The 24,235-nt window shown below is 32.4% G+C and carries 21 protein-coding genes; 16 read left to right on the top strand and 5 right to left on the bottom strand.

The genetic code is table 11. The features are described 5' to 3' along the window. Window positions 1–14 precede the first annotated feature (14 nt). The 11 genes from B2U95_RS12005 to B2U95_RS12055 all read left to right on the top strand — a co-directional run bounded on the left by B2U95_RS12005 (window position 15) and on the right by B2U95_RS12055 (window position 11,162). Window positions 15–1,073, top strand: a complete 1,059-nt coding sequence (locus B2U95_RS12005) for a hypothetical protein (RefSeq protein ID WP_296316774.1) — start codon at window positions 15–17, stop codon at window positions 1,071–1,073. A gap of 60 nt (window positions 1,074–1,133) precedes the next feature. Continuing rightward, on the top strand, window positions 1,134–3,095 hold the full coding sequence (locus B2U95_RS12010; RefSeq protein ID WP_296316775.1) for an AAA family ATPase: 1,962 nt from the start codon (window positions 1,134–1,136) through the stop codon (window positions 3,093–3,095). A 4-nt stretch (window positions 3,096–3,099) separates the two neighbouring features. Then, window positions 3,100–3,234, top strand: coding sequence for a hypothetical protein (locus tag B2U95_RS12015; RefSeq protein WP_296316776.1), 135 nt, complete (start codon window positions 3,100–3,102; stop codon window positions 3,232–3,234). After that, window positions 3,227–3,808 (top strand): NUDIX domain-containing protein, encoded by a 582-nt coding sequence (locus B2U95_RS12020; RefSeq protein WP_296316777.1) that lies wholly within the window; start codon window positions 3,227–3,229, stop codon window positions 3,806–3,808. Before B2U95_RS12015 ends, B2U95_RS12020 begins: the two co-directional genes overlap by 8 nt. A 13-nt stretch (window positions 3,809–3,821) precedes the next feature. Continuing rightward, window positions 3,822–4,052: a redox-active disulfide protein 2 gene (locus tag B2U95_RS12025; protein WP_296316778.1), complete on the top strand. Its 231-nt coding sequence runs from the start codon at window positions 3,822–3,824 to the stop codon at window positions 4,050–4,052. Window positions 4,053–4,143: 91 nt separating this feature from the next. Continuing rightward, complete coding sequence (locus B2U95_RS12030; protein WP_296316779.1) at window positions 4,144–5,379, top strand: DUF6638 family protein; 1,236 nt, start codon at window positions 4,144–4,146, stop codon at window positions 5,377–5,379. A gap of 41 nt (window positions 5,380–5,420) precedes the next feature. Next, window positions 5,421–5,957: a hypothetical protein gene (locus tag B2U95_RS12035; RefSeq protein ID WP_296316780.1), complete on the top strand. Its 537-nt coding sequence runs from the start codon at window positions 5,421–5,423 to the stop codon at window positions 5,955–5,957. A gap of 94 nt (window positions 5,958–6,051) precedes the next feature. After that, on the top strand, window positions 6,052–7,749 hold the full coding sequence (locus B2U95_RS12040) for a hypothetical protein (RefSeq protein WP_296316781.1): 1,698 nt from the start codon (window positions 6,052–6,054) through the stop codon (window positions 7,747–7,749). Window positions 7,750–7,986: 237 nt separating this feature from the next. Then, window positions 7,987–8,679 (top strand): carbonic anhydrase family protein, encoded by a 693-nt coding sequence (locus B2U95_RS12045; RefSeq protein WP_296316782.1) that lies wholly within the window; start codon window positions 7,987–7,989, stop codon window positions 8,677–8,679. Window positions 8,680–8,722: 43 nt separating this feature from the next. Continuing rightward, the gene (locus B2U95_RS12050; protein WP_296316783.1) at window positions 8,723–10,378 is read left to right on the top strand and encodes a SulP family inorganic anion transporter; all 1,656 of its coding nucleotides are present in this window, start codon (window positions 8,723–8,725) and stop codon (window positions 10,376–10,378) included. A gap of 52 nt (window positions 10,379–10,430) precedes the next feature. Next, on the top strand, window positions 10,431–11,162 hold the full coding sequence (locus B2U95_RS12055) for a hypothetical protein (protein WP_296316784.1): 732 nt from the start codon (window positions 10,431–10,433) through the stop codon (window positions 11,160–11,162). Window positions 11,163–11,361: 199 nt separating this feature from the next. On the opposite strand, the gene B2U95_RS12060 is transcribed toward B2U95_RS12055, so the two are convergent. Together B2U95_RS12060 and B2U95_RS12065 are read right to left on the bottom strand one after the other, a co-directional pair. After that, entirely contained in the window at window positions 11,362–11,826 is a 465-nt protein-coding gene (locus B2U95_RS12060) for a GNAT family N-acetyltransferase (protein ID WP_296316785.1), read from the bottom strand. Beyond that, window positions 11,816–12,829 carry a formimidoylglutamase gene (locus B2U95_RS12065; protein WP_296316786.1) on the bottom strand — a complete coding sequence of 338 codons (1,014 nt, stop codon included), beginning with the start codon at window positions 12,827–12,829 and terminating at the stop codon, window positions 11,816–11,818. The genes B2U95_RS12060 and B2U95_RS12065 overlap by 11 nt, the downstream gene beginning before the upstream one ends. 98 nt (window positions 12,830–12,927) lie before the next feature. On the opposite strand from B2U95_RS12065, the gene B2U95_RS12070 reads away from it, so the two are divergent. Further along, a complete protein-coding gene (locus B2U95_RS12070; RefSeq protein ID WP_296316787.1) occupies window positions 12,928–13,815 on the top strand; it encodes a chromosome partitioning protein ParA in 888 nt (295 codons plus the stop codon). A 59-nt stretch (window positions 13,816–13,874) separates the two neighbouring features. Here the strand turns inward: B2U95_RS12070 and hutI are convergent, their stop codons facing one another. The 3 genes from hutI to fumC form a co-directional block, all read right to left on the bottom strand. Next, complete coding sequence (gene hutI / locus B2U95_RS12075) at window positions 13,875–15,110, bottom strand: imidazolonepropionase (protein WP_296316788.1); 1,236 nt, start codon at window positions 15,108–15,110, stop codon at window positions 13,875–13,877. A gap of 358 nt (window positions 15,111–15,468) precedes the next feature. Next, a complete protein-coding gene (locus B2U95_RS12080) occupies window positions 15,469–15,750 on the bottom strand; it encodes a hypothetical protein (protein WP_296316789.1) in 282 nt (93 codons plus the stop codon). A gap of 6 nt (window positions 15,751–15,756) precedes the next feature. Further along, window positions 15,757–17,154, bottom strand: coding sequence for a class II fumarate hydratase (gene fumC / locus B2U95_RS12085; RefSeq protein WP_296316790.1), 1,398 nt, complete (start codon window positions 17,152–17,154; stop codon window positions 15,757–15,759). A 392-nt stretch (window positions 17,155–17,546) separates the two neighbouring features. Here fumC and B2U95_RS12090 point away from each other — a divergent pair, with 392 nt between their 5' ends. The 4 genes from B2U95_RS12090 to B2U95_RS12105 all read left to right on the top strand — a co-directional run bounded on the left by B2U95_RS12090 (window position 17,547) and on the right by B2U95_RS12105 (window position 24,235). After that, window positions 17,547–18,284 (top strand): SGNH/GDSL hydrolase family protein, encoded by a 738-nt coding sequence (locus B2U95_RS12090; protein WP_296316791.1) that lies wholly within the window; start codon window positions 17,547–17,549, stop codon window positions 18,282–18,284. A gap of 445 nt (window positions 18,285–18,729) precedes the next feature. Next, the gene (locus tag B2U95_RS12095; protein ID WP_296316792.1) at window positions 18,730–20,313 is read left to right on the top strand and encodes an NADP-dependent glyceraldehyde-3-phosphate dehydrogenase; all 1,584 of its coding nucleotides are present in this window, start codon (window positions 18,730–18,732) and stop codon (window positions 20,311–20,313) included. Window positions 20,314–20,625: 312 nt separating this feature from the next. Further along, entirely contained in the window at window positions 20,626–23,019 is a 2,394-nt protein-coding gene (locus B2U95_RS12100) for a DUF2339 domain-containing protein (protein WP_296316793.1), read from the top strand. Continuing rightward, window positions 23,003–24,235 carry a DUF3999 family protein gene (locus B2U95_RS12105; protein WP_296316794.1) on the top strand — a complete coding sequence of 411 codons (1,233 nt, stop codon included), beginning with the start codon at window positions 23,003–23,005 and terminating at the stop codon, window positions 24,233–24,235. The genes B2U95_RS12100 and B2U95_RS12105 overlap by 17 nt, the downstream gene beginning before the upstream one ends.

Here is a 24,235-nt window from a genome sequence, read left to right on the forward strand (position 1 = left end):
AACTATAATTATTCATGTCCATAGGCAACATTGTTACACCTTTAGATTCAGCAGTATTAGACTCTAAGGAGCAATATATATTCTATCATAAAGCAATAGACTTTACACTAAAAGAGCTAATTGTTGCAGTTCAGGCAAAGCAATTGTTAAATCAGCAAGAAGTATTACTTTTTAAACAATACTGCGATTTGTTATTGTATTCTATAGAAGCCATGCGTGTTAAGTACATGTATGATGACGAAGAGAATATGAAAGTAGATCTTACCGATTCTAGTTTTCCTAACTATTTAGAGTTTCGTTATTTATTTAATGATTTGGCATTACGCGAAGAATATCTCGGAAAACTTACAGATATAGAGACGCTAAAAGACGAGTTTTTAGATACACTAATGCGAAAGAAAGAACCAATTGCCAAGCGAAAATTGTTTCAAGCTTCATCAATTGTTTATTATGCATCAGCGAAGAAGGAATATATATTCAATCGTTTTGTTCAGGGTAAAATCATAACAGCACCAGAAGGCAACCAAGGAGAGCACCTTGTGAGTTGGAGTTTTTATGATGTATCTCACAATAGACCATTTATTTGTTATATGTATTTTGATTACGACGGTAGAAATATACTAGATTATAAAGATGAAATCTATGAAGTGCTTAAAAATGCAGCAGACAGAGAAATGTCATTAGAGACGATGGCTTATGCTATAGATAAACGTTTACCAAAAGTGTTTCCTAAGCTTATAAAGCGTGTCGATTTAGGACCAATACATAATGTATTTGCAAAAGATGAAAATAAAGTGACTCATGCTGTCTTAAAAGGTATTGCGAACAAAGAAATCCCTTTAGAATCTTATGCTATTTCTGTTAAAATAGATGAACTTAAATCAGCAAGCGAATTTAAAGAAGGTAGTTTTTTTAGCAAACAAACTTTTCAAAGATGGGATGCAATGTTTAGACAACGCTATGTTTTTGCACCACACAGAATCATACAAATGCTATATAATAAAACACCAGAAATAATGAATAAGTTAGCAATGGCGCCTATTCAGATTTCAGAATTTAAAATTGATAAATAAAAGTAGTCAGTCGTGGTCGTAATATTTAGTTCTGCCAACTGAGACTACAAACTAAAGAACATGGAGCACAATTCAACTTTCCCTATAAAACAAAACGAACTCGACATGCTTCGTGATGAAGCAACATCATATTTAAAATCCATTCAATGGGAACAAAGCCAAAGGGCTAAAAATAAAGACAATGACGCTAAAGATGAATCCATATTATTGTATTTGTCTAGAGCTAATAATGGAAGTAACGTTAATGTAACTTCAGTTTCAAAAACCATATTGGCATTAAAAAAACGCTTGTTACCAGAATCCGTAGCGCTCCCACTTTATTTAAATCAGACGTTGTATGCTGTACAAGAAGGTTTAACACTTGGTATGTGGATTAAAGACAGCTATTACGATGCTTCAGGCTTATCTAGCTTGAGTGAAAATAGATCAGCGCTAGACAATTCTGGAAAACGAGAGTACGAAAGTAAAATGCACACGTCTACAGCATACATGTTATTTGCTACAGCGTATAAAGTTTTACACGATTTAAAACCACACGCATCCGACGATTTATCTGTAATGAAACAGAAGTTTGCCGGTATTCCGGAAGTATCGCTTATGACACCTCTAAAAGGAATTTCGTGTCAGTTATTTTATTTCGATAAGTATTTAGGACATCCTGATATTATAAAATCAGATAAAGATGTTATCGATTTTACTGTTGTTTATTTTGAAGCTTTAATAGATGAAATTCAACTGCGAAAAAGTAGTTTAGAACATACTGAGACTATAGTTGATAGAACTTATAAACTTGAAAACTCTGAATTTGCTGTTTCAGGATGGGACAATGTATTTTCTGGTACAGCGAAGAGTATAGAGTTCAACAAAATTGAGTTCGAACAAATTGTAGGTAACAGAGATGCAAAACACTTTGCACGTCGTTTAACGGAACGCATGTTAAGCTATGATTTTGAAGCAAAGAAAAATCCGTTTCAAGAATTAGGCGGATTTATGCCTGTTTTTATGGGTTACGGAATTCCAGGTACTGGAAAAAGTATGTTGATTGCAGCGATTGCTACACGATTGAAATTGCATAGTGATAATCTCGATATTCCATTTTTATTCCACCCAATGCCAGATACTTTGATAAGTACGTTTCAAGGTGGTTCTGCAGAGAAAATGGTAGATTGGATGAAGCCACTGCAAGATCCAACCAAATTAATTTTTGCACCAATAGATGATGCTGAAAATAATTTGCAAGAACGAACAGCTCAAGGTGTTTCTGCTGGAGTAAAAGAAGTGATAGGTGTATTTTTAAGATATACAGAAGGAGCGTATGCCGTAAATTACGGAAACAGTTCTATTGGTTTGTTTACAAACTTACCAGAAATGTTAGATAAAGCCGTTATTTCTCGAGTGCAAGGTCGATTCAAAATTGATGGTGCACGTTCTGAGCACGATTTTATAGATCAAGATTATATATGGTGGAAGAAGTTAAAAGATACCATGCCAGATTTTGTGAATATGGATGATCCTGAAACCTATAAATACTTATCAGATCAAGGTCTAGCAAAAACGATGGGAGAAATTCTTAATACCGTTGAAAAGCCTTCAGAAGAACGCGTTCACGACACGTTTAATAAAGTAGAAAGGCTTCATAAAACAGATGATCACATGTTCTATGCAAGCTTGTATAAAGAGATTCAGAATATATTCCCGTTCTTTTCTTCACGAGATGTGCGTAACATTCAATCTGCCATTTCATTGCGACTAACAGATTTTGATTTAGAACAAGATTGGTTTGAGAATCCAGAGAAATATTTTAAAAAGGATTATGAGACCAAATTCAATATGCTTCAAGAATTAATGAAATCGAATATGAAAGGTTTAAACTTTTCAGACATAAGAAGACAAGAGGTTATACGCTATTTAGACAATGTAGCGACTATTGCAGATACAGACTTTAAACGAAAAGTAGATTCTAGAGTTAACCAGTTAAATATTGAAACTGAAGCTCGTGAGCAGTTTGGAAATAAAAACTAATGCGATGTCAAAAGAAATAACTATTCCGAGTAAATCATTAGGTGTGCAAGAGTCTTTATCATTTGTTTATATTAAGGTGTTAATTCCACTTTTAGTAAAAAGTAGAAAAAAATGGAAAAATATCAAATGGCATGGATGAAAATCTTAAAAATATAAAACACACAATACTTTCTAAAGCCTGGGCAAAATTAGATAGAATTGACTACGATTTTCAATTTGCAAATGGTGAGTGGAAAAGTGTTACGAGAGAATGTTACAATCGTGGTGATGGAGCGGCAATTCTATTATATAATTCTGAAAAAGGGACTGTGATTTTAACTAAACAATTCAGAATGCCAATTTATGAGAATGATAAGTCTGAAGGCATGTCAATAGAAGCTTGCGCTGGCGCCATAGATAATAATGACGACCCATTAGAAACAATTATAAGAGAAACAGAAGAGGAAGTTGGTTATAAATTAAACGATGCAAAACAAGTGCTTACTGCATATACATCACCAGGAGCGTTAACCGAAAAAATGTATTTATTTATTGCGCAGTATACGGATGAAATGAAAGTAAATAATGGTGGAGGTTTGGAAAGTGAAAATGATGAAATAGAAGTGCTAGAAATTCCATTTCCAAAAGCGATAGCTATGATTGAAAGTGAAAATATTATAGATGCAAAGACAATTATGTTATTACAATATGCACAGATTAATAAGTTGTTGTAACTAATAAATTATTATGGATTTAATAGACAAAACCACGGAAAAATTAAAGGCTAAATTAGAAAGTTTTAAAATGATTACAGGAGTATTAATAGGTGTTTTGAGTTTATTATTTATTGTCTGTGTTTACGGACTATTAACAAAAGAAGACAATAGCACTTTTTTGGCATTAATAATTATGCCATTTGCTTTGAGTGCAATTATTCCATTAAATTTTGTAAATATAAAAAAGATTAAAAAGGAATAGAATTGAGAAAATAACAAAATTTTGAATTTAAAGGTTACAAATTCTTTACTAGTAAATCTCAATATAAGATTAGCGTTTTCGCGCCAACAAGATGAACAAACTAAAACAAGTAAATTTATATAGAAGTGAACTAATTCCTGTTAGCGGGAAATTAGTTGAGCGTTACAATAAATGTTTAAAGACACTTGGTTTTTCTGAGACTAAACTTACGTCGTTTTCTATTGATGGAGTAGGTTGGAGTCCCGAGGTTGCTGAAGAAAAGAATGATGTGCAATACCTGAATCATGGTGATGCTAATCCGCACGGTATCATTATTTCACCTTTACAAAAAGGAAAACCTGTGTATTTACCTTTTCATTCTTTTGATAGGGAAATGATGCAACAAGTGTTTAGAACGCATGGACAAAAGATAAATGATATTACCAGAGATTCGGCAATATGTATAGATTTTGATCAAGATATTGATGTGTTTTACGAACCATTAGATGTTCTTAAGTATGATGATGTAAGTATTACATTTAGACTTATAGATAATCTTGAAGGCAAACAAAAAGAGCAATTAAGACTTATTGAAAAATTTAAAACAGGTAACAATTTTATAGACGAAGCCATTCATAAAGAATTACTAGATTCTGCCGCTACTTACGGAGATTTGAGAGATAGAGATTTAAGCCTACACGCATTACAGTACTCAACAAGTTCATTTTTCACAAGAGCTTTCGATGGTGTCTACTTGCTTAGAGATTTTATTAAACCTATTGTCGTTTTTGAAAGGATGGAGGTTTATAAAGAAGCCATAAAAGACACAATACACGACGTGTTAATTTATCATATTTCACAACCAGAATTAGTCGATAAGTTAAAAGATCATATTATAATTCAATGTGATTTAGAATCTATTATAAAAACACCAAATTACGATAGAATAAAAAAGTTTGAACTTAATCGGTTTTTAAAAGACACTGAACACCCAGTAAAAGACATTTTGAATAATAATGTATTATTTAAAAGTTACTTAAATAAAATAGATATTAAAACGCGCAAACAAGTAATGGGTGTTGAGCTATACCTAGAAAAGTTAGAACGTAGTAATGCGTTTAAAGTTGAAGATATGGTAGAACAATCGCTGTATTTTGCATTGCATCAACCACATTCATCATTATCGGCAGAGCATCGCGATTTAATACATAAGTTGCTAATTAACATTTCACCAAAAGATGTTTTATTCTTGTATTGGTATGATAAAGAACAGTTTTATAAGAGTTATGAGACTTGGGATAATTCTTTTAGAGATTGGGTAATAGAGTGTATTAGTAACAATATATAAGAATTTTAGACTAATTTTATAAGAACCTTAAACACAATGCCATGGGAATTGAACTCGTCATATTTATAGCAGCCATTTTATTTGGAATTTTTCTGTATTGGAGAGAATCTAACGGAAACGGAGCTTATCGTTTTTTAAACAAAGTAGTAAATAGTAAAGAACTACAAATGAGTTCTGATAATCCCAAAGGATTTGTCTATAGGCAAGCTTTTTTACCACGCTTGGTTTTTGTAGTTACGGTTGTCTTAATAGCTGCTTTAATCGTAGAATTTTTAACACCAATTTCTGTTTTTGGTAGTTATAATGGAGTTTCGGCATTTTCATCTTTTGCCGCAGGAACACTATTAGGAACTTATTTGGCAAATTTTGTAATTAAGACGTCTGAGGTTGTAGAGGAAAAGAGTGGCTCTATTGGCGATATGGTAGAAGACGCTGTTGAAAAAGGTAAAGACTTTATCGAAGATTTAAAAGCTAAAGAGCCCAAAGCAATTGAAGAAGTTCAAAAGGAAATTAAAACAGAACCTAAAGTTGAAAAAGAAAGTGCACGTGACCGTTTAAAAGATAAGGGTCTAATGTAGCAAAGACGTGTTATCCTAAATTAATTTCAGGATCTCATTTCAAATAAGTAAGTTTAAGATTCTGAAACACGCTCAGAATGTCAATAAAGAAAGTATGATTAAAAGTTACTGGAATAAAGGAGGTAAGCAAAAACGAATTACAGTTTTTGTAGTGTTACTATTATTAGTGTTATTGTTCTTTTTTAGAGACGATTACCAACCTGTATTATTGTTTATAAGAAAGTATCTCTTTGTTATTATAGTGAGTTTGTTAATACTAACACTTGGTTTAAGAAAGTTTAGAAAAACAGTAAAAACAGGAGGTCGTTTAGGTATTCTAGCATTATTAATAATCTTTTTTGGTATTCTTTATGTTTTTGGCTGGCATTATAATATGTATGATTACATGAAGACTTATAATGTTTTTAATAATCTTAATAAAGTTGAAATAAACGAACTACCTCTTACACAAAATGAGCGAATTCAACCCTTACGAAATGTGTTTTCAATGGCCAATGAAAGTGTTGGTGAAACCAAAGATGTATCTTTACCACATTTAGTGAGAATAGGCACTGAGAACCAATGGACCATGGCAATTCAGCCAAGCGAAAAGTACATTATGCAGCGAATTAATGATAATACCGAAGAGGTGTTTTCTGTAAGCAGTACAACGCCGTTTCCAAGGTTTTCTAATGAGAATCGTATTGAAGTTACATTCTCAATTGGTGAATCTTTAAAGTTTAGCCGAAACACATACAACGCAGTTGTACAGCGTTTTAATCCATGGATGTTAGTTAATTACGAACCAAGCGATACGTTTTATATGAAAAACGATTCTGGTTCTTGGGTTCAAGTGGTAAGCTTAATTAAATGGAAAGGTTTCTTTTTTCCGTATCCTTCATTTGGTGGTGTTATGATTATTGATAATGGAGAGCACGATATGAGTGATTATATAGAACGAATTACCATTGGTAAAGGAACATTTGTAAGTCCAGATGAAATAAAAAATCATCCATTTTTAAATAAGCAAAATACATTATCAGAAAAAGTATCTCAGTTGCAAGCAGAATCTTTAAAATTTTTAGGTGGCTTTAGTGATCCATTGCCTTGGAATATGGAAACCGCCGTTAAAATTCCAATGATGCCAAAAGATCAAAACCAACAGCCTTACGTTACAGATTTTGATTTTGCAGGTTCAAATTCAGATGCATATAGTGGCTTATACCATTGGTTTGGTTTAGAGCCAGTAGGTAATCAGCGTACCAGTTTAAGCTATAGTGTGTTTGTGCCAGCAGACGGAACGGACAAACTATATTACTACGATCATGCGACTAAAAAGCAAGGGTATGCTGGTGTTTCTGCAATGCCATTAAAAGTGAAAGAATCTCGTAAAGAATATGATTGGAATGCAAGTACACCTGTTGAGTTTAGACCCTATATAAAAGATATTGCTGGGAGAAAACGTATGTTTTTCTTAGGAACGATATCTTCTATTAGTTCTACTGACGCACAACAATTTGATGGCTCTGCTACACCCGATTTAGTATTAATAGATAGCGAGTACAGAGATGTGATTTGGATAGATGTAAAACATCCAAGTTCTTGGGATGAAACCGTTTATAACCAACTAAACGAAGCTTGGAGAGCCAGTGAAAGTATTGGCTACTTTTATAATGAAGAACCAAAAGATGAGGATATTATTGAGCAAGCTATAGACTCTATAATGATGATCCCAAAAGTTGAAGATAATTCTAAACAAATAGATGTACTTCAACGTCAATTAGATTCTTTGAAGGCTTTAGGTGGTCAATAGCATTCCCACAATATAAATTATTTTATGATATAGACCTTTTAGATTTTAAACTTTTAAAAGGTCTTTTTTTGTGTTTTATTTATAAATAAACTACTTACGCTTAAAAAAGAAAGCATAAATATAAGTTATGATTTCTATTGTTATTATAAATATGGTTTGCTTTGAGGTCTATATTTTGAGGTTTAGATTTACGGTTGCGGTATTAGCAAATAAGTCTAACAAAAAACCAAGAAATATATGAGCCAAAATTCTAAATTAACATTCTATTCAGAAAACGGACAGGAAACAGAAATTAAGCCTTTAATAGAAAAGGTGCTAACCGCAGAAGAGCAAGCTAAATTGACACCAGATAGTGTTATTCAGAGTTTAAAAGATGGTAATTACCGTTTTGTAAACAACGATTTAACGGCTAGAGATCATACTGCTCAAATACGTAAAGCCACAGATGGTCAATATCCAAAAGCTGTAATATTATCTTGTTTAGACAGTCGCATTCCGGTTGAGGATGTTTTTGATAAAGGGATTGGTGATTTATTTGTTGGTCGTGTAGCAGGTAACTTTGTGAATGAAGACATGTTAGGTAGTATGGAATTTGGTTGTAAAGTAGCTGGTTCTAAGTTAATTTTAGTTTTAGGTCACGAACACTGTGGTGCTGTAAAAGCTGCTGTAGATAATGTAAAGCTTGGAAATATTACAGCAATGCTTTCTAAGATCAGACCTGTAGTAGAAAAACTCAGTAAAGATTATAAAGGTGATAAAACATCTGCAAACGAAGAATTTGTACATATGGTTTGTGAGCACAACGTTCTTAAAACAATTAATGACATTAGAGTAAACAGTCCCATCTTAAAAGAAATGGAAGATAATGGTGAGATAAAAATTGTTGGAGGTGTTTATGATATGGACACTGGTCAAGTAGACTTTTTATAGATTTTATTTTTCTCTTTATTCATTTTAATGTTATTCTCATATTATGATTTCAAAGTTTTACGATTTAAAGAATCTTAAAGGTGACTTAACAGGTGGTTTGGTAGCTGGTGTTGTAGCATTGCCTTTAGCATTAGCTTTTGGTGTACAATCTGGTTTAGGTGCGACTGCTGGCTTATATGGCGCGATTGCCGTTGGAATATTTGCCGCTATTTTTGGTGGTACAGCAACACAAGCTAGTGGTCCCACAGGTCCAATGACCGTTGTTTCTGCAGCCTTAGTTATTGCTGCAATTGAAATCACTGGAAGTCTTGAAAGTGCCATGGGAATTATTGTACTTACATTTCTATTAGGTGGATTGTTACAAATCGTATTTGGTCTCATTAATATAGCCAGTTATGTAAAATACTTTCCTTATCCTGTGGTTTCAGGGTTTATGAGTGGCGTAGGGCTCATTATAATTATACTACAATTATTTCCGTTTGCTGGATTGTCTTCAGCAAAATCAACATGGTTGGTAATGCAAGATTTACCCAGGCTATTTACAGATTTCAATTGGCAGGCTTTAGCCTTGGGTGCTTTAACTGTAATTATTTACTATGTCTTTCCACTTATTACAAAAGCAATACCAAGTGCTTTAGTTGCATTAGTGGCGGCATCTATTGCTAGTTTCTTTTTGCAATGGGATGTGCCAATAATTGGTGAAATACCTTCTGGCTTGCCGTCGATTCAAGTTGAAGGCTTGTTTTCAATAGATCCAAGTGCTTATTTTTTAGTTGCAGAATACGCTGTTGTATTGGCAGTTTTAGGTTCTATAGACTCATTGTTAACCTCTGTAATTGCTGATAATATGACAAAGACGAAGCATAATAGTAACAGAGAACTTATAGGTCAAGGTATTGGCAATGCTATAGCTGCGATATTTGGCGGAATTCCAGGTGCTGGCGCGACAAAAGGAACTGTAGTGAATATTAATTCTGGTGGCCGTACTCGCGTTTCAGGTACCATTCATGGTCTCGTATTATTAGCCGTATTACTTGGTCTAGGGAAGCTTGCAGGTTATATTCCGCTGGCTGTTTTAGCAGGCTTATTAATTCCTATTGGTTTTAAAATCATTGATGTAAAAGGATTTAAACATTTACTGGCTGTACCTCGTGCAGATGCTGTTGTACTTATCATCGTACTTTTAATGACTACGTTTGGAAGCTTGATACAAGCCGTAGCGGTCGGCTTATTATTAGCGTCTTTATTATTTATGAAACGCGCTAGCGATATCGGAGAGGAAGGAATGAAAGTAGGAACTTTAGCTGGTTTTGATGGTGAAAAACCTTGGCAAGATGAACTAGGATTTTATGAAAGCTATAAAGATAAGGTTTACATAAAGCATTTATATGGTCCTTTATTTTTTGGTTTTACATCCCATTTTCAAGATGAAATGAAAAATATTCCTGAAAATATTAAAGTCTTAATCATCCGAATGGATCGTGTTCCTTATATCGATCAATCAGGATTGTATGCGCTTGAGAATGCGGTTATGGATTTACATACCAAAGGTGTTAAAGTCATTCTAACAGCAGTACAAGAGCAACCTAAGGATAAATTGATTTCTATTGATATTGTACCCGATTTAATTCCAGAAGAGCATTTGTTTGAGACTATAAACGAAGGATTTGATTATTTAGAATCTAAATTTAATTTATAATTTTCGTGGACACTTAGAAATAGTAATTGTCTAATTAGATAACGTTTAACTTATGAAAAGTAGTATTTATATCTTTTGTATTATAGTATTGTGCAGTTGTAAGCCCTTAGCTGCTAAGTTAATTTTGGGAGTAGATACAACTCCAGAATGGCAAACTAATGGAGAGATTGAGCAGGCTTTTAAAAATTATGAAATTCCAGAAATTAATCGATTTGTGCTCGATACTGCTGTGTATTCAAAAAATGTCATATCTAAAGTTTATAAAACATTAGATAAACTAAAATCAAAAGAGGTAGCAATCGATTCTGTAATGAAATCTAATTTCGAGGAATCTACTAGTGATAACCTTCAGCCTGTTCAAGTAAGGTATTTTGATAGTTTAGGATTGCCAATTTTTAAATTAGTTAATTGTTATGTCGATAATCCTTATAAAATGGACTGGAATGTTGATGGAGCATTCGACAGTTACCCACCATATATTGACAACGCTGTTTTAAACTTTAAAAATCAGGAACTATCTTTTTTTATGCCGATGCTAAGTAAGATTAATGGTGAAAAAGTAACGCTTGCAGAAGTCCCTAAAAGTGAATATTATGCAATTGTGTTCTGGAATGATTTTTTTAAAAAACCTTCGAAAAAATTAATAGATAAGATTCAGGCTATAGAGAACGATAGAGAAAACACCTTTGTTTTTTATGTGAACAATAATAATTCTGAAATTTATGAATTGATTCCTGAAGATGAAAGAGCAGTTTATTTTGAAAATTTGAAAACCAAACTTTAAGACTCAAGAAAACCAAAAAAAATCTTTTTGTGATAGTATTATCTATCATGATCAATTTAAATCTATACATGTACTAATTGTCATGCAGGTTTTAATTAATGTCCTTGATTGTTAAATTGTTGCATCTTATTTTTTTTCTGAAACAACAATCCGTATTAAATTAAAATCTGTTTTGTTGTACAAAACCTTTGACGTTTAGTCAGTAATCTAAGAGCATCTTTATATCCGCACGTTTATAAGGAGTACCTTTCTCAAGGTCTAATTCTTTAAAGCCATACTTTCTATAGAGATATATAGCATTTTCTAATTTAGTGTTAGAATAGAGTAGTAGTGAATTTAGATTTTGTGCTTTACCGAAGTCGATACAATATTGTAATAACTGTTGTCCAATTCTTTGCCCACGTTCTTTAGGTAACACGGCCATTTTGGTGAGTTCTAAAATTCCTTTTGTCTCAGTTGGCATTAAAGCGACTGTTCCGACAACCTTATCAGCTTTCAAGGCAAAGAATATAAAACCACCTTTATCAATGATATATTCATCTGGTTGGCTTAAGACGGCTTCATCAAAAGGTTCAACATAGAAATAGGTTTTAAGCCATTCAATATTTAGATCATAGAAGTTTTGTGCGTACTCGCTTTTATAATTGATAATCTTAATGGCCATGTGCTCTCATAAAATCGGTGATTAAATAGGTGATGAGCTTTCCAATTTTTGTTTCCGTCTTTTTTGTTGGTGCTGCTTCACAGATGTGTAAATAGCTTGCTTTTTCATGCTGACCAAAATAATGAACGAATTGTCTCGTCTGTTTTACACTAAATCCACTCGGAGACATTGCGCTACTTGGCATATTTTCAATAGCATCGCAGTCTATTTCAATTCCGAAGTGTTTATTAGACACATGCTTTAAAGCAGATTCTAGCTCTGTATTAAAATCTAATTCATTCCTAATTTCAATGGCTTCATAGGTATTGTATTTAATATGCTTATTTTTATTTAAAGTTTTAAATAATTCATGAGATGTATAATTTTCATGAAGTCCAAAAATGAAATAGTTTTTTAAGAAATCTTCATTGTATGCATAACTAAAACCATTTCCGCTATGTCTACCTTCCTCAGCTCTAAAGTCTGTATGTGCATCAAAATTAACAACGTTAATCTTGTCGTTGTTGGCTAATGAAGCACCTTTAATATTACCATAAGCGTTGTTATGCCCACCTCCAATAATTATTGGAATTTTACCTGCTTTTATAATAGATGATATAACATACGTCACATCTTTATCTATAGATGCTACTAATGTTCGTGCTTCAGATATATTTTTTTTAGATGATTTTAATTCAACTAATTTTCGGTCTTCAGTATAATCTAAATGGCCTAAGATTAAAACACGCTTTGCTTTTGTAAAGCTATTACTTTGTGTATTTAACAAAACTTTTATTGCAGCTTCCCAAGCCTTGTAAGCACCTGTTTTTCCGTAATTTGCATAAACACCAATATCTTCTTTTATGCCAAAGACAACATAGTCAACGTCTAAATTATTAATATCATCGTATATGTTAGTGAGTTTAGGTAATAACTGAATATGTTCTCCAAATTTTGATTCTCCTTTACGGTCTTTTAATAAAGAGTCGCGATCATTAGAGGTAAATAAAATGAGATTTTGCATTTGGAAGTCGTTTTTAAAATAAATGTATAGTTTTTACAGTAAATTCAAACAAAATTATAAAAACAAGAATTAACAATAACATTAAAAACACACAATTTATGGAAAGTTCACCAAAAACAAGTACAGGATTAAAAGTAGGTTTAGGTATTCTATTAGTATTATTTTTAGGTACAGCATTTTACGCTTCTAAGCTTTACACAGAGAAACAAGAAACTGAAGCAACGTTAATTAGCGATAAGCAACAGGTAATGAACGATCTTAATAATATGGCTAAAGAATATGATGCAGCCATCGCAGATAGTGAGGTTAAAAATCAAGATTTAATTTCTGCTAGAGGTCGCATCCAAGGATTAATGGATTCTTTAAAAGTATCTCAGAATAGTGTGAACAGTTTATGGAGATACAAGAAAAAATATATGGCTTTAGAAGAAGAAATGGATATTTTACTTGTAGAGAACGATCGTTTAAAAGGTGAAAATGAATTATTAGCAACGTCTTTAGATAGTACGCAAGTACAATTGGCAGAACGTACAATGTTTACAGATTCATTATTAGTACAAAATACTGAGTTAGCTACTGTTGTAGAAGATGCAGCAGCACTACAAACTGTTGGTTTAATAGGAATGGGAGTTATAGAAAGGAGTAGTGGGAAACAAATACCAACTGAGCGCGCTAGACGCAGTGATAAGATTAAAGTATGTTTCTCCATTGCTAAGAATAAATTAACCGAAGCAGGTGACAAAGAATTGTATGTACAAGTCATAGATCCTAACAATAATGTTTTAGGATCAAATAATCAGGTGCAATTTGAAGATCAAGTATTAAACTATAGTTTGATGAGCCGTTTTAACTATGAGAATAGAACATTACAAATTTGTGAGTATATTTCACAATTAGATGATTCTAAATTTGAGAAGGGTACTTATAGAATCAGTGTATTTAATGACAAAGAATTAATGTCATCTTCAGAATTTGTTTTGAAATAATATTGACAGTTTGATTGGTTGATAGCAGAAGCCGGAAGTTTTACTTTCGGCTTTTTTAGTTATAACAATTGTCCATTTATAATAATTTGTTCGACAGGGTTATGTGCAAAGGTATAAGGAATCTCAGTATAATCATTTAGTGGCTTAGTGATTATAAGATTTGCTTTTTTCCCTCTTGTTATACTACCATACATATTACTAATACCCATGGCATATGCACCATTTATTGTTGCTGCATTAATCGCCTCTTCTGGTGTCATTTTTAGTTTTACACAAGCTGCACTTACTACAAAATTCATATTACCGCTTGGTGCAGAACCTGGATTGTAATCTGTAGCAATTGCTAGAGGTAAACCAGCATCTATTAAAGCTCTTGCAGGTGTATAAGGAATACTCAAAAAGTATGAGCAACCAGGTAAAGCCACAGGTATGGTTTCTGTGTTATTTAAAGCTTCAATATCTGAGTCATTCAATTCTTCTAAATGATCTACGGATAAAGCATTGTATTTTGTACCTAAAGCAATTCCTCCCAAAACATTAAATTGATTAACATGAATTTTTGGACGTAAGTGATGCTCTAAGCCGGCTTTAAGAATAGCTTCAGTATCATTAATATCAAAATATCCCTCTTCGCAAAACACATCAATATAATGTGCGATGTTTAATTTTGATGCTTCTGGTATTAATTGTTCTGTAATGAGTTTTATATAATCTTGTTTGTTGTCTTTGTATTCTTTCGGAATAGCATGTGCAGCAAGTAATGTTGGAATAATAACGGCCAGACTTTCTTGCTTAATCCGTTTGATTACGCGTAGCATTTTTAATTCTGCTTCAACAGTAAGTCCGTAGCCCGTTTTAATTTCTATAGCACCAGTTCCCATTGCTATCAATTCATTTACACGTTTTATAGATTGTGCATACAAATCATCTTCTGATGTTTTTTGTAGTAGTTCAGCTGAATTTAAGATGCCACCACCTTTATTCGCTATTTCAGCATAGGTTAAACCGCTAATACGGTCTACAAACTCAGAAGTTCTATTACCAGCGTAAACGGTATGTGTATGAGAATCGCACCAAGAGGGTAATACAATCTTACCTGTTGCATCAATTGTAGTTTCTGCTTCCATGTCCTTACAATCTTCCATTTTACCAAATTCAATAATAGTATCGTTTTCAATATAGAGATAGGCATTTTCTAATATAGGTAGTGTTTTCATGTCCGCACCTTTTAAGATATTAACATTAGCTTCATGGACTTGAAGTAGTTGTTTAATGTTGGTAATTAGAATTGACATAGTGAATGGCTTTGTGTAAAGATTGCTATTTTTTTGAACAAAAAAAAACGCTTTTCATATTTAAAAAGCGTTTTTCATTAATTTATGTCTAGTTTAAAATAGTTTATAACCAAATCTTAACCCTAAAGTTGGACTTAATCCGCCATCATTAAAATCGAAATCAGATAAGTATCCAATACCAACATGTAAATCAAAAAGAAACTGTTTTCCTAATGGTCTTTGAATTCCCCAATGTAATTCTGTAAGTAAAGTTTGGTTTAAATCTATGGTAGTGTCATTACCAAAACTATATTTAGCTTGTAAACCAATATAATTCCCAGAATTATCTAGGGTACTACGGCCTTTATTCGTGCGTTTCTTACGATTGTATAAAAAACTTAAGTTCAGAGGTTATATAAGGTGCAGGGATTTCGAGATAAAGTGTATAGTTAAGATCACTTCCGCGTTTACTAGATCCCATACCTAAACCTATACTGTTTTCCCAAACAAAATTTTGAGATACCGGTAACTCATTGGTGATTTCTAAACCATGAAGACCTAAATTTAGTCTCGTAAAACTATCTAAAGACGCAGTATCTTCACTTTGACTAAAGCCAATACTAGCCATTAATAAAATGGCAATTAAGAGTATTTTTCTCATGGATTCTTATTTTAAACTGCCAACCATGTTTTCAGGTTTTACCCAGTCGTCATAGTCCTCAGCAGTAACATAACCTAAATTTACAGCTTCTGTTTTTAGCGTTGTTCCGTTTTTATGAGCTGTGTTTGCAATTTCTGCCGCTTTGTAATACCCAATTTTAGTATTTAAGGCAGTTACTAGCATTAATGAGTTATTCAGTAATTCTTTAATTACGGCATGGTTTGGTTCAATACCACTCGCGCAATTTTCATCAAAACTTACACAAGCATCTCCAATTAATTGTGCTGATTGTAAAATATTAGCAGCCATCATTGGTTTAAATACATTAAGCTCATAATGGCCTTGTGTACCAGCAACAGTTATGGCAACATCATTACCCATAACTTGTGCACAAACCATAGTTAAAGCTTCGCATTGTGTTGGGTTTACTTTGCCTGGCATAATAGAACTTCCTGGCTCGTTTGCCGGAATATTAATTTCGCCAATACCAGAGCGTGGGCCAGAAGCCATCATTCTAATATCATTTGCTATTTTATTTAAGGACACTGCCAATTGCTTTAAAGCTCCATGTGTTTCTACAATAGCATCATGTGCCGCTAAAGCTTCAAATTTATTTTCTGCTGTTACAAATGGTAAGTCTGTAAATTCAGCAATATATTTTGCAACCAAAACATCGTAACCTTCTGGAGTATTTAATCCTGTTCCAACAGCAGTTCCACCTAAAGCTAATTGACTTAAATGTGCTAACGTATTTTGTAATGCTTTTAAACCGAAATCTAATTGTGCGACATAACCCGAAAATTCCTGACCTAACGTTAAAGGCGTCGCATCCATTAAATGCGTACGACCAATCTTAACCACATTTTTAAATGCGATAGATTTATTATGCAATGTGTTACGTAATTGAATGACTCCAGGCATCGTATTTTCTACAACTTTCTTGTAAGCTGCAATGTGCATGCCAGTAGGGAAGGTGTCATTAGACGATTGTGATTTATTAACATCATCATTTGGTTGAATTGTTTTCTCTCCTTCTCCAATAACGTGTCCTGCGATTTGGTGTGCTCTATTAGCAATCACTTCGTTAGCATTCATATTACTTTGGGTACCAGAACCGGTTTGCCAAATGACTAATGGAAACTGATCGTCGTGTTTGCCTTCTAAAATTTCATCACAGACTTGTGCAATTAAATCGCGTTTCTCTTTAGAAAGCACGCCTAAATCACAGTTGGTATATGCAGCTGCTTTTTTAAGATATGCAAAGCCGTAAACCACTTCTAAAGGCATAGATGCTGGTGCGCCAATTTTAAAGTTGTTACGAGAACGTTCTGTTTGTGCTCCCCAAAGTTTATCAGTAGGCACTTTGACGTCGCCCATGGTATCTTTTTCTATTCTGTAATTCATAATGTTTTAGTTTTTAAAAGCCTTACAAAATTACTGATTTTGTAGGTCTTTAGGAATTGAAAAGTGGGTTTTGTTTTAACAGAATTATATCTAAAAGTTGATAACTTTTGTATAGTTGTAATTTACAAAGTCTTGATAATTTATGATTTAAAAACTAACTTTCATTATTATATGATATAAGTCCTTGAAGCAGATTCATATCATTATGTTCTCTGTAATTAAATAGCCGAGCCAAACAGAAATTCTTAAATTGAATATTAAGGCAATTTTCAGAAGCTAAATGGGAGAATAATTTACTGGATAACTTAAAATATTTGCAGTTTTTAAATATCAGTAAAATATAAAACTCGTAAAAACGTTCTACTTTTAATCATATTTAAAACAGAAATAAAATGAAAATTTTAGTCATCGGAATATTTTTGTTGCTATTCAATTCTTGTAGTAAAGACAATGATGATTCAACATTAATAGCCAATCCAAGTGGTAATTCCATAAATAAAATAATGGCTTTAGGCGCATCTCGTGTTGCAGGTGATAGACCTGAATATGAGAGTTTCAGATATGAGCTTTGGAAAGACTTGACGGAAAATAATTGGACATTTGACTATACAGGAACTCAATTAGACGAAGCATCTTACCCACTAGTTAACAATCTTAGTTTCGATACTGACCACGAAGGAAGAGGTGGTTGGACTTCAGGAGAAATTTTAAATGTCATTACTAATTCGCTTAATCTAACAGGGCCGCCAGATATTGTACTTTTTAGCACACCAGGTGGTAATGACGCCTTACAAAACTTACCTTATAACCAAGTGCTATTAAATATAAAAGCAATAGTTGTTGCGTTGCAAAATGCAAATCCTGAAGTAACTATAATCATAGAACAAGGAGCACCTGCAAGGTCTGATGCAATGACACCCGAATTAACAAATTATTTCAATCAGCTGAAACAAGATGTATTGACAATTGCCACAGAGAGTTCTACAACGTCATCACAAATTATTGCTATAGATATGTTTACAGGCTTTACAGATTCTTTATTTGCAGATGAGGTACACTACAATGAAGCTGGTGCTAATTTTATAGCCAGTAGATATTATACTGTACTTGTAAATATTTTGGAAGAATAAAAATTACAGAGAACACCGTATAAAATTAATTGCTGGTTTTAGCCTATTTACGAAAGTCCTAGTGGACTTTATATTTGTGTTCTATTTATTAACTTTAGTGCTTTAAACACGCAACTAATTTTATACACAAGCATTTAGCTTTAAATCTCAGACAAAATCTAATTCTAGTTTGTTAAACAGATTATGAAGCACAAGGCTTTATTTTACCATTTGTGTATTAATTGTATAGATTTTCCAGTTTATGAAAAGATTTAATATTTAGGCTACAGGTTTTTCTTTTGTAAAACTATTTCAACCCTAAACAACCACTATAGATTTTGTTGGTGTTTTTAGTTTAAACTGGGTAAGTAAATACGGAAGCTTATTTTAGTAAAAATTAGAATAAATTTATGTTTGTTTTAAATTAAAAGATTCTATCGTATCTTGAGTTCAAAAGAAAAAAATTATGTTTATAAAAATTCCTGAAAAATATCAAATTAAAAAAACCGTAAATCAAAACACATATTTAGTAGATGGTGAATTAAAACAATGGACTGGAGAAACATCGGAAGTTTTTTCTACAATATCTTCAACTGAAAGCTATAAGCCAACTTTATTAGGGGTCATTCCAACCTTAGGAGCTAAGGAAGCAATTGCTGCTCTAGATTCTGCGGATGATGCTTACAACAGAGGGCAAGGTCTGTGGCCAACAATGACCGTTGAAGAGCGAATTTTGTGTATGACTGCATTTGTAGAACAAATGAAAACAAAGCGAGATGAGGTTGTTAAATTATTAATGTGGGAAATAGGTAAAAACTTACCAGACTCAGAAAAGGAATTTGATAGGACAGTAGAGTACATCTACGATACTATTGAAGATTATAAACAAATGGACCGTGATAGTGCGAAATTTGTAAAAAACAGCAATGTAAATGCCCATATTAGAAGAGGTCCATTAGGCATAGTGCTTTGTTTAGGGCCTTATAATTACCCATTAAATGAAACCTTTGCACTTTTAATACCTGCATTAATAATGGGGAATACAGTTGTTTTTAAACCAGCAAAAATTGGTGTTTTATTGTTAAGTCCTTTACTAGAAGCGTTTCAGAATAGTTTTCCTAAAGGAGTCGTAAATATTATTTATGGTAGAGGAAGGACAGTAGCAAGCCCAATTATGAAAGACGGACGCGTTGATGTTTTAGCCCTTATCGGAAATAGTACATCTGCAAACGCTTTACAAGATGTACATCCAAAAAGTAATCGTTTACGAATGGTGCTAGGTCTAGAAGCTAAAAATCCAGCAATTGTTTTAGAAGATGCAGACTTAGACTTAGCTATAGATGAATGTATAGTAGGCGCGACTTCTTTTAACGGTCAACGCTGTACGGCTTTAAAAGTATTATATGTGCATGAAGCTATAGTTGGGGAATTTAACCGTCGATTTGCTAAAAAAGTGGATGCGCTTAAATTTGGCAATCCTTGGGAAGATGGATCAAAATTGACGCCACTACCTGAACCTGGAAAACCTGCATATATTCAAGAACTTATTGATGATGCTACTGAAAAAGGAGCGAAAATCATTAACAAAAAAGGTGGCGAAATAACTGATAATTATATTTATCCTGCAGTTTTATATCCGGTTACTAAAGATATGCGCGTGTATAAAGAAGAACAATTTGGACCCGTAATACCTGTGATCGCATTTTCTGATATTGAAGAACCTTTAGATGATATGGCTGCTTCTAACTATGGGCAGCAAGTAAGCTTATTTGGAAAGGATGTAAAAACATTAGCACCGCTAATTGATACTTTGGTGAATTTGGTATGCAGAGTTAATCTTAATAGTTCTTGCCAACGGGGACCAGATGTATATCCATTTACCGGCCGAAAAGACTCAGCTGTAGCAACGCTTAGTGTACATGACGCATTGCGTTCGTTTTCTATTAGAACATTTTTAGCATCTAAAGACAATGCTTATAATAATGCCATATTAAAAGATTTACTAAATACTAAATCTTCAAATTTTGTAAGAACAGACTATATTTTATAAATATTACGTAGTTTTAATACGTCGGTTTATATCAATATAAAGAAATTAAGTATGCGAATAGATTTCATATTTAAATGAACGCTATTCGCTGCCTTTTTTACCGGAACCCGTTTTTAATTTAATATAGTTACATATTCTTGTTTTGTGTCATAATCTTAGATTTTTGTTTAATATGCTCTATCAATTTAGTTTTTAAATTAACCAAAGTTTTATGTTATTTTATAACTTAAGTCTTAAACAACAACTATAATAATTTTTAAACTATTTTAGCTTTGTCTTCAATAATCTAAAAGATTACCAAATCAGACATATATGGATCAAAACCAAGAACTTATAAATAAGTTAATTGAAAAATTAGAATTTCTTTATAAAAAGCAATCTGAGTTTTCTTCCGAAATGGACAGTCTTAAAGAACAGTTATACCTACTACAATCTGGTAATACTGAAGAAAAGCATGTTGCTAGTAAAGAAGAGTCAACTGCAACACTATTACAGGTTACCAAAGAAGAATCTCCTGTTGCTCCAAAAATTGAATTGGAAGAGCTTCCAAGAGTTAAAATAAAACCAGCTTCTCAAGTCAATTTACCAACTGACGAAAAACCAAAAGCTAGCTATTCAGCTTTTAAAACGCCAAAATCTAAGTCGAGTTTAGAGAAGTTTATAGGTGAAAATATTCTTAACAAAATAGGAATTATCACCACCATAATTGGTGTTGCTATTGGTGCAAAATATTCTATTGAAAATGAACTAATTAGTCCATTAACACGAATTATTTTAGGTTATCTCATGGCTATTGGTTTACTCGGTTTTGGTGTAAAACTAAAAAATAAGTATGAAGCTTACAGTGCTGTTTTAGTCAGTGGCTCTATTGTCATTCTATACTTTATCACCTTTTTTGCATATAACTTTTACGATTTAATTCCGCAGTTACCAACGTTTGCTTTAATGGTTGTTTTTACTGCCTTTACGGTAGTTGCAGCTATTAGTTATAACAGACAGGTTATAGCACACATTGGCTTAGTTGGTGCGTATGCAGTTCCGTTTTTATTGAGTGATGGATCTGGTCGTGTTGAGATAATGTTTAGTTATATGGCTATTATTAATGTTGGGATACTAATCATCTCATTCAAAAAACATTGGAAACCGCTTTATTATTCTGCTTTCATTTTTACTTGGCTAATTTTTTCGACTTGGTATTTATCAGATTATAATCCTGAGACACAGTTCAATTTAGCTTTAGGTTTTCTTTTCTTGTTCTTCACTATATTCTACATCACATTTTTAGCTTATAAAATGCTAAAAAAAGAAACATTTCAATCTAGTGATGTCATCTTACTTCTTGTTAATTCATTTCTGTTTTACGGTTTTGGTTATGCTATTTTAGATGATAACACAACAGGGTCTCAACTGTTAGGCGTGTTTACGCTCTTTAATGCAGTAATTCATTTTATAGTTAGTGTGCTATTTTATAAGAAAAAATTAGGCGATAAAAACCTATTCTATTTAGCATCTGCCATGGTATTGGTGTTTATTACGATTACAATTCCGGTGCAATTAAATGGTAATTGGGTAACGCTTTTATGGGTTAGTGAAGCTGCATTGTTATTCTGGTTAGGAAGAACTAAAGGAATTAAAGTTTACGAAAAGTTATCGTATCCATTAATGGTTTTGGCCTTTTTAAGTATGGTGCAAGATTGGTCGTCGGTTTATGATTTTAATTATAGTAATACAGCTGATAATTATATTAACTCTATTTTTAATATTCATTTTTTAACATCGTTATTATTTGTTACTGCTTTTGGTTTTATAGTCTGGATTTATAGAAAAAAAGAATATGTGTCTGCATTTGATGCTGATTCAAAAATCAATAAACTGCTGTCTTATGCGATACCTACGTTATTAGTGTTTAGTGCGTATTATGCGTTTAGACTAGAAATTGAAATGTATTGGAATTCATTATTCTATAATGCTACTGTAGAAGTTAATACTGGTGACACATATAAAAATAGTATTAAAAATTACGATTTATGGGATTTCAAATCTATTTGGGTTATTAATTATTCCTTATTGTTTGTAACGATATTATCATTTATAAATCTTAAATATTTAAAAAATAAAATTTTAGAGAAAACAGCAATAGGACTGACTGTTGCCACGATTTTTATTTTCTTATCGCAAGGTTTATATGCTTTTAGTGAATTGATAGAGAGTTATTTAAATCCTTCAGAATATTTTATTAAAGACAGTTTTTATATATGGATTCGCTATGTTTCATTTCTGTTTTTGGCTCTAGCACTGTATATGTGTTATAAATTTATGAGGCGTAACGGTACTGACCGTAGATATAAAATAGCGTACGATTTTATTTTGCATGTTTCTATTTTATGGACACTTAGCAGTGAGCTGATTCATTGGATGTCTATTTTTGAATCTATGCAATCTTATAAATTAGGTTTGAGTATACTTTGGGGAATTTATTCATTCTTGTTAATTACTTTTGGTATCTGGAAAAACAAAGTGTATCTGCGAATTGGTGGTATGGCACTTTTCGGTATTACACTGATTAAGTTGTTCTTTTATGATATTTCGCATCTTAATACCATATCAAAAACTATAGTGTTTGTTTCACTTGGTTTATTGCTTTTAATTATTTCGTTTTTATATAATAAATACAAAAACAAAATTACTGATGATGTTGAATACTAAGCTATTTATAGCTTTTCTTATTGGCTTTACTGCGCTTTGTTCTGCGCAAATAGAAACTTATACTTATAAAAGAATAGTATCTGAGGTTAATGACGAGTGGCATAAAATTACCTTACCTAATGCTGTTTTTGAAAAGATGAATTCCAATTTTTCTGATCTTAGAATTTATGGCGTTACTGCTAAAAATGACACGATTGAAGCACCTTATTTACTGAGAATACTTTCTGAAAAAGTAGTGCATAATAGTATTGCATTTGATATTATTAATAAAACAAAAAGTGATGATGGTTATTATTTTACGTTTCAATTAAATGCTGAAGATGCCATCAATCAAATCGATTTAAACTTCAATGATCAAAATTTTGATTGGAAAGTAGTCTTGCAAGGGAGTCAAAACCAACAAGAATGGTTTACTATATTAGAGGATTATAGAATTCTATCTCTTAAGAATGCAACTACCGATTTTAAGTTTACAAAACTCACGTTTCCGAAAGTAAAATATCGTTTTTTTAGAGTTTTAGTTAAAAGTGAGCAACAACCAAAATTGCAATCTGCTCAACTTTCAAAACATATAATTTCAGGTGGTAGTATTATCAATCATACCATTAAAAATATTGAAACTACAGATAATAAAGAGGATAGGAGTACAGCGATAAATTTAGAATTACAGCAACCTGTATCAATGAGTAACTTAAGTGTTAGCATTGGTGATACATTCGATTATTACAGGCCTATAAAAATTGAATATAGAAGTGATAGTATTAGTACTGAAAAAGGGTTAAAGTATCAATATCGAACGATTACAAACGGAATCTTAAATTCTCTGGAGACCAATAATTTTAAATTCTCAAATACGATTGCAAAACATATTAAAATCACCATATTTAACGGAGATAATCAAGCGCTGTCTATTGATGGTATTTCTGTAAAAGGCTTTGAATATCAATTGATTGTAAGATTTACAGAGCCAGCAGATTACACCTTTGTTTATGGTAATACTTTAGCAAAACAACCTAATTATGATATTAATAGGTTTGCGGCAAAAATCCCTAAAAATTTAAACGCTTTAAAGCTTGAAGCCGAAGAAGTTATATCGAAAAAAGAAGCATCTAAAGTAAAGCCACTTTTTGAAAACAACTATTGGCTTTGGGGAATAATTATCGTGGTTATTCTGTTTTTAGGCGGTTTTACGTTGAAGATGTTGAAGAAAGACTAA

It is taken from the genome of Winogradskyella sp. UBA3174, from assembly GCF_002364335.1.
Classification (GTDB): domain Bacteria; phylum Bacteroidota; class Bacteroidia; order Flavobacteriales; family Flavobacteriaceae; genus Winogradskyella.

Excerpts from the sequence above, each read along its gene's own strand:
- B2U95_RS12005 (WP_296316774.1), top strand. The coding sequence starts at position 15 with ATGTCCATAGGCAACATTGTTACACCTTTAGATTCAGCAGTATTAGAC.
- B2U95_RS12010 (WP_296316775.1), top strand. The coding sequence starts at position 1,134 with ATGGAGCACAATTCAACTTTCCCTATAAAACAAAACGAACTCGACATG.
- B2U95_RS12015 (WP_296316776.1), top strand. The coding sequence starts at position 3,100 with ATGTCAAAAGAAATAACTATTCCGAGTAAATCATTAGGTGTGCAAGAG.
- B2U95_RS12020 (WP_296316777.1), top strand. The coding sequence starts at position 3,227 with ATGGATGAAAATCTTAAAAATATAAAACACACAATACTTTCTAAAGCC.
- B2U95_RS12025 (WP_296316778.1), top strand. The coding sequence starts at position 3,822 with ATGGATTTAATAGACAAAACCACGGAAAAATTAAAGGCTAAATTAGAA.
- B2U95_RS12030 (WP_296316779.1), top strand. The coding sequence starts at position 4,144 with ATGAACAAACTAAAACAAGTAAATTTATATAGAAGTGAACTAATTCCT.
- B2U95_RS12035 (WP_296316780.1), top strand. The coding sequence starts at position 5,421 with ATGGGAATTGAACTCGTCATATTTATAGCAGCCATTTTATTTGGAATT.
- B2U95_RS12040 (WP_296316781.1), top strand. The coding sequence starts at position 6,052 with ATGATTAAAAGTTACTGGAATAAAGGAGGTAAGCAAAAACGAATTACA.
- B2U95_RS12045 (WP_296316782.1), top strand. The coding sequence starts at position 7,987 with ATGAGCCAAAATTCTAAATTAACATTCTATTCAGAAAACGGACAGGAA.
- B2U95_RS12050 (WP_296316783.1), top strand. The coding sequence starts at position 8,723 with ATGATTTCAAAGTTTTACGATTTAAAGAATCTTAAAGGTGACTTAACA.
- B2U95_RS12055 (WP_296316784.1), top strand. The coding sequence starts at position 10,431 with ATGAAAAGTAGTATTTATATCTTTTGTATTATAGTATTGTGCAGTTGT.
- B2U95_RS12060 (WP_296316785.1), bottom strand. The coding sequence starts at position 11,826 with ATGGCCATTAAGATTATCAATTATAAAAGCGAGTACGCACAAAACTTC.
- B2U95_RS12065 (WP_296316786.1), bottom strand. The coding sequence starts at position 12,829 with ATGCAAAATCTCATTTTATTTACCTCTAATGATCGCGACTCTTTATTA.
- B2U95_RS12070 (WP_296316787.1), top strand. The coding sequence starts at position 12,928 with ATGGAAAGTTCACCAAAAACAAGTACAGGATTAAAAGTAGGTTTAGGT.
- hutI (WP_296316788.1), bottom strand. The coding sequence starts at position 15,110 with ATGTCAATTCTAATTACCAACATTAAACAACTACTTCAAGTCCATGAA.
- B2U95_RS12080 (WP_296316789.1), bottom strand. The coding sequence starts at position 15,750 with ATGAGAAAAATACTCTTAATTGCCATTTTATTAATGGCTAGTATTGGC.
- fumC (WP_296316790.1), bottom strand. The coding sequence starts at position 17,154 with ATGAATTACAGAATAGAAAAAGATACCATGGGCGACGTCAAAGTGCCT.
- B2U95_RS12090 (WP_296316791.1), top strand. The coding sequence starts at position 17,547 with ATGAAAATTTTAGTCATCGGAATATTTTTGTTGCTATTCAATTCTTGT.
- B2U95_RS12095 (WP_296316792.1), top strand. The coding sequence starts at position 18,730 with ATGTTTATAAAAATTCCTGAAAAATATCAAATTAAAAAAACCGTAAAT.
- B2U95_RS12100 (WP_296316793.1), top strand. The coding sequence starts at position 20,626 with ATGGATCAAAACCAAGAACTTATAAATAAGTTAATTGAAAAATTAGAA.
- B2U95_RS12105 (WP_296316794.1), top strand. The coding sequence starts at position 23,003 with ATGATGTTGAATACTAAGCTATTTATAGCTTTTCTTATTGGCTTTACT.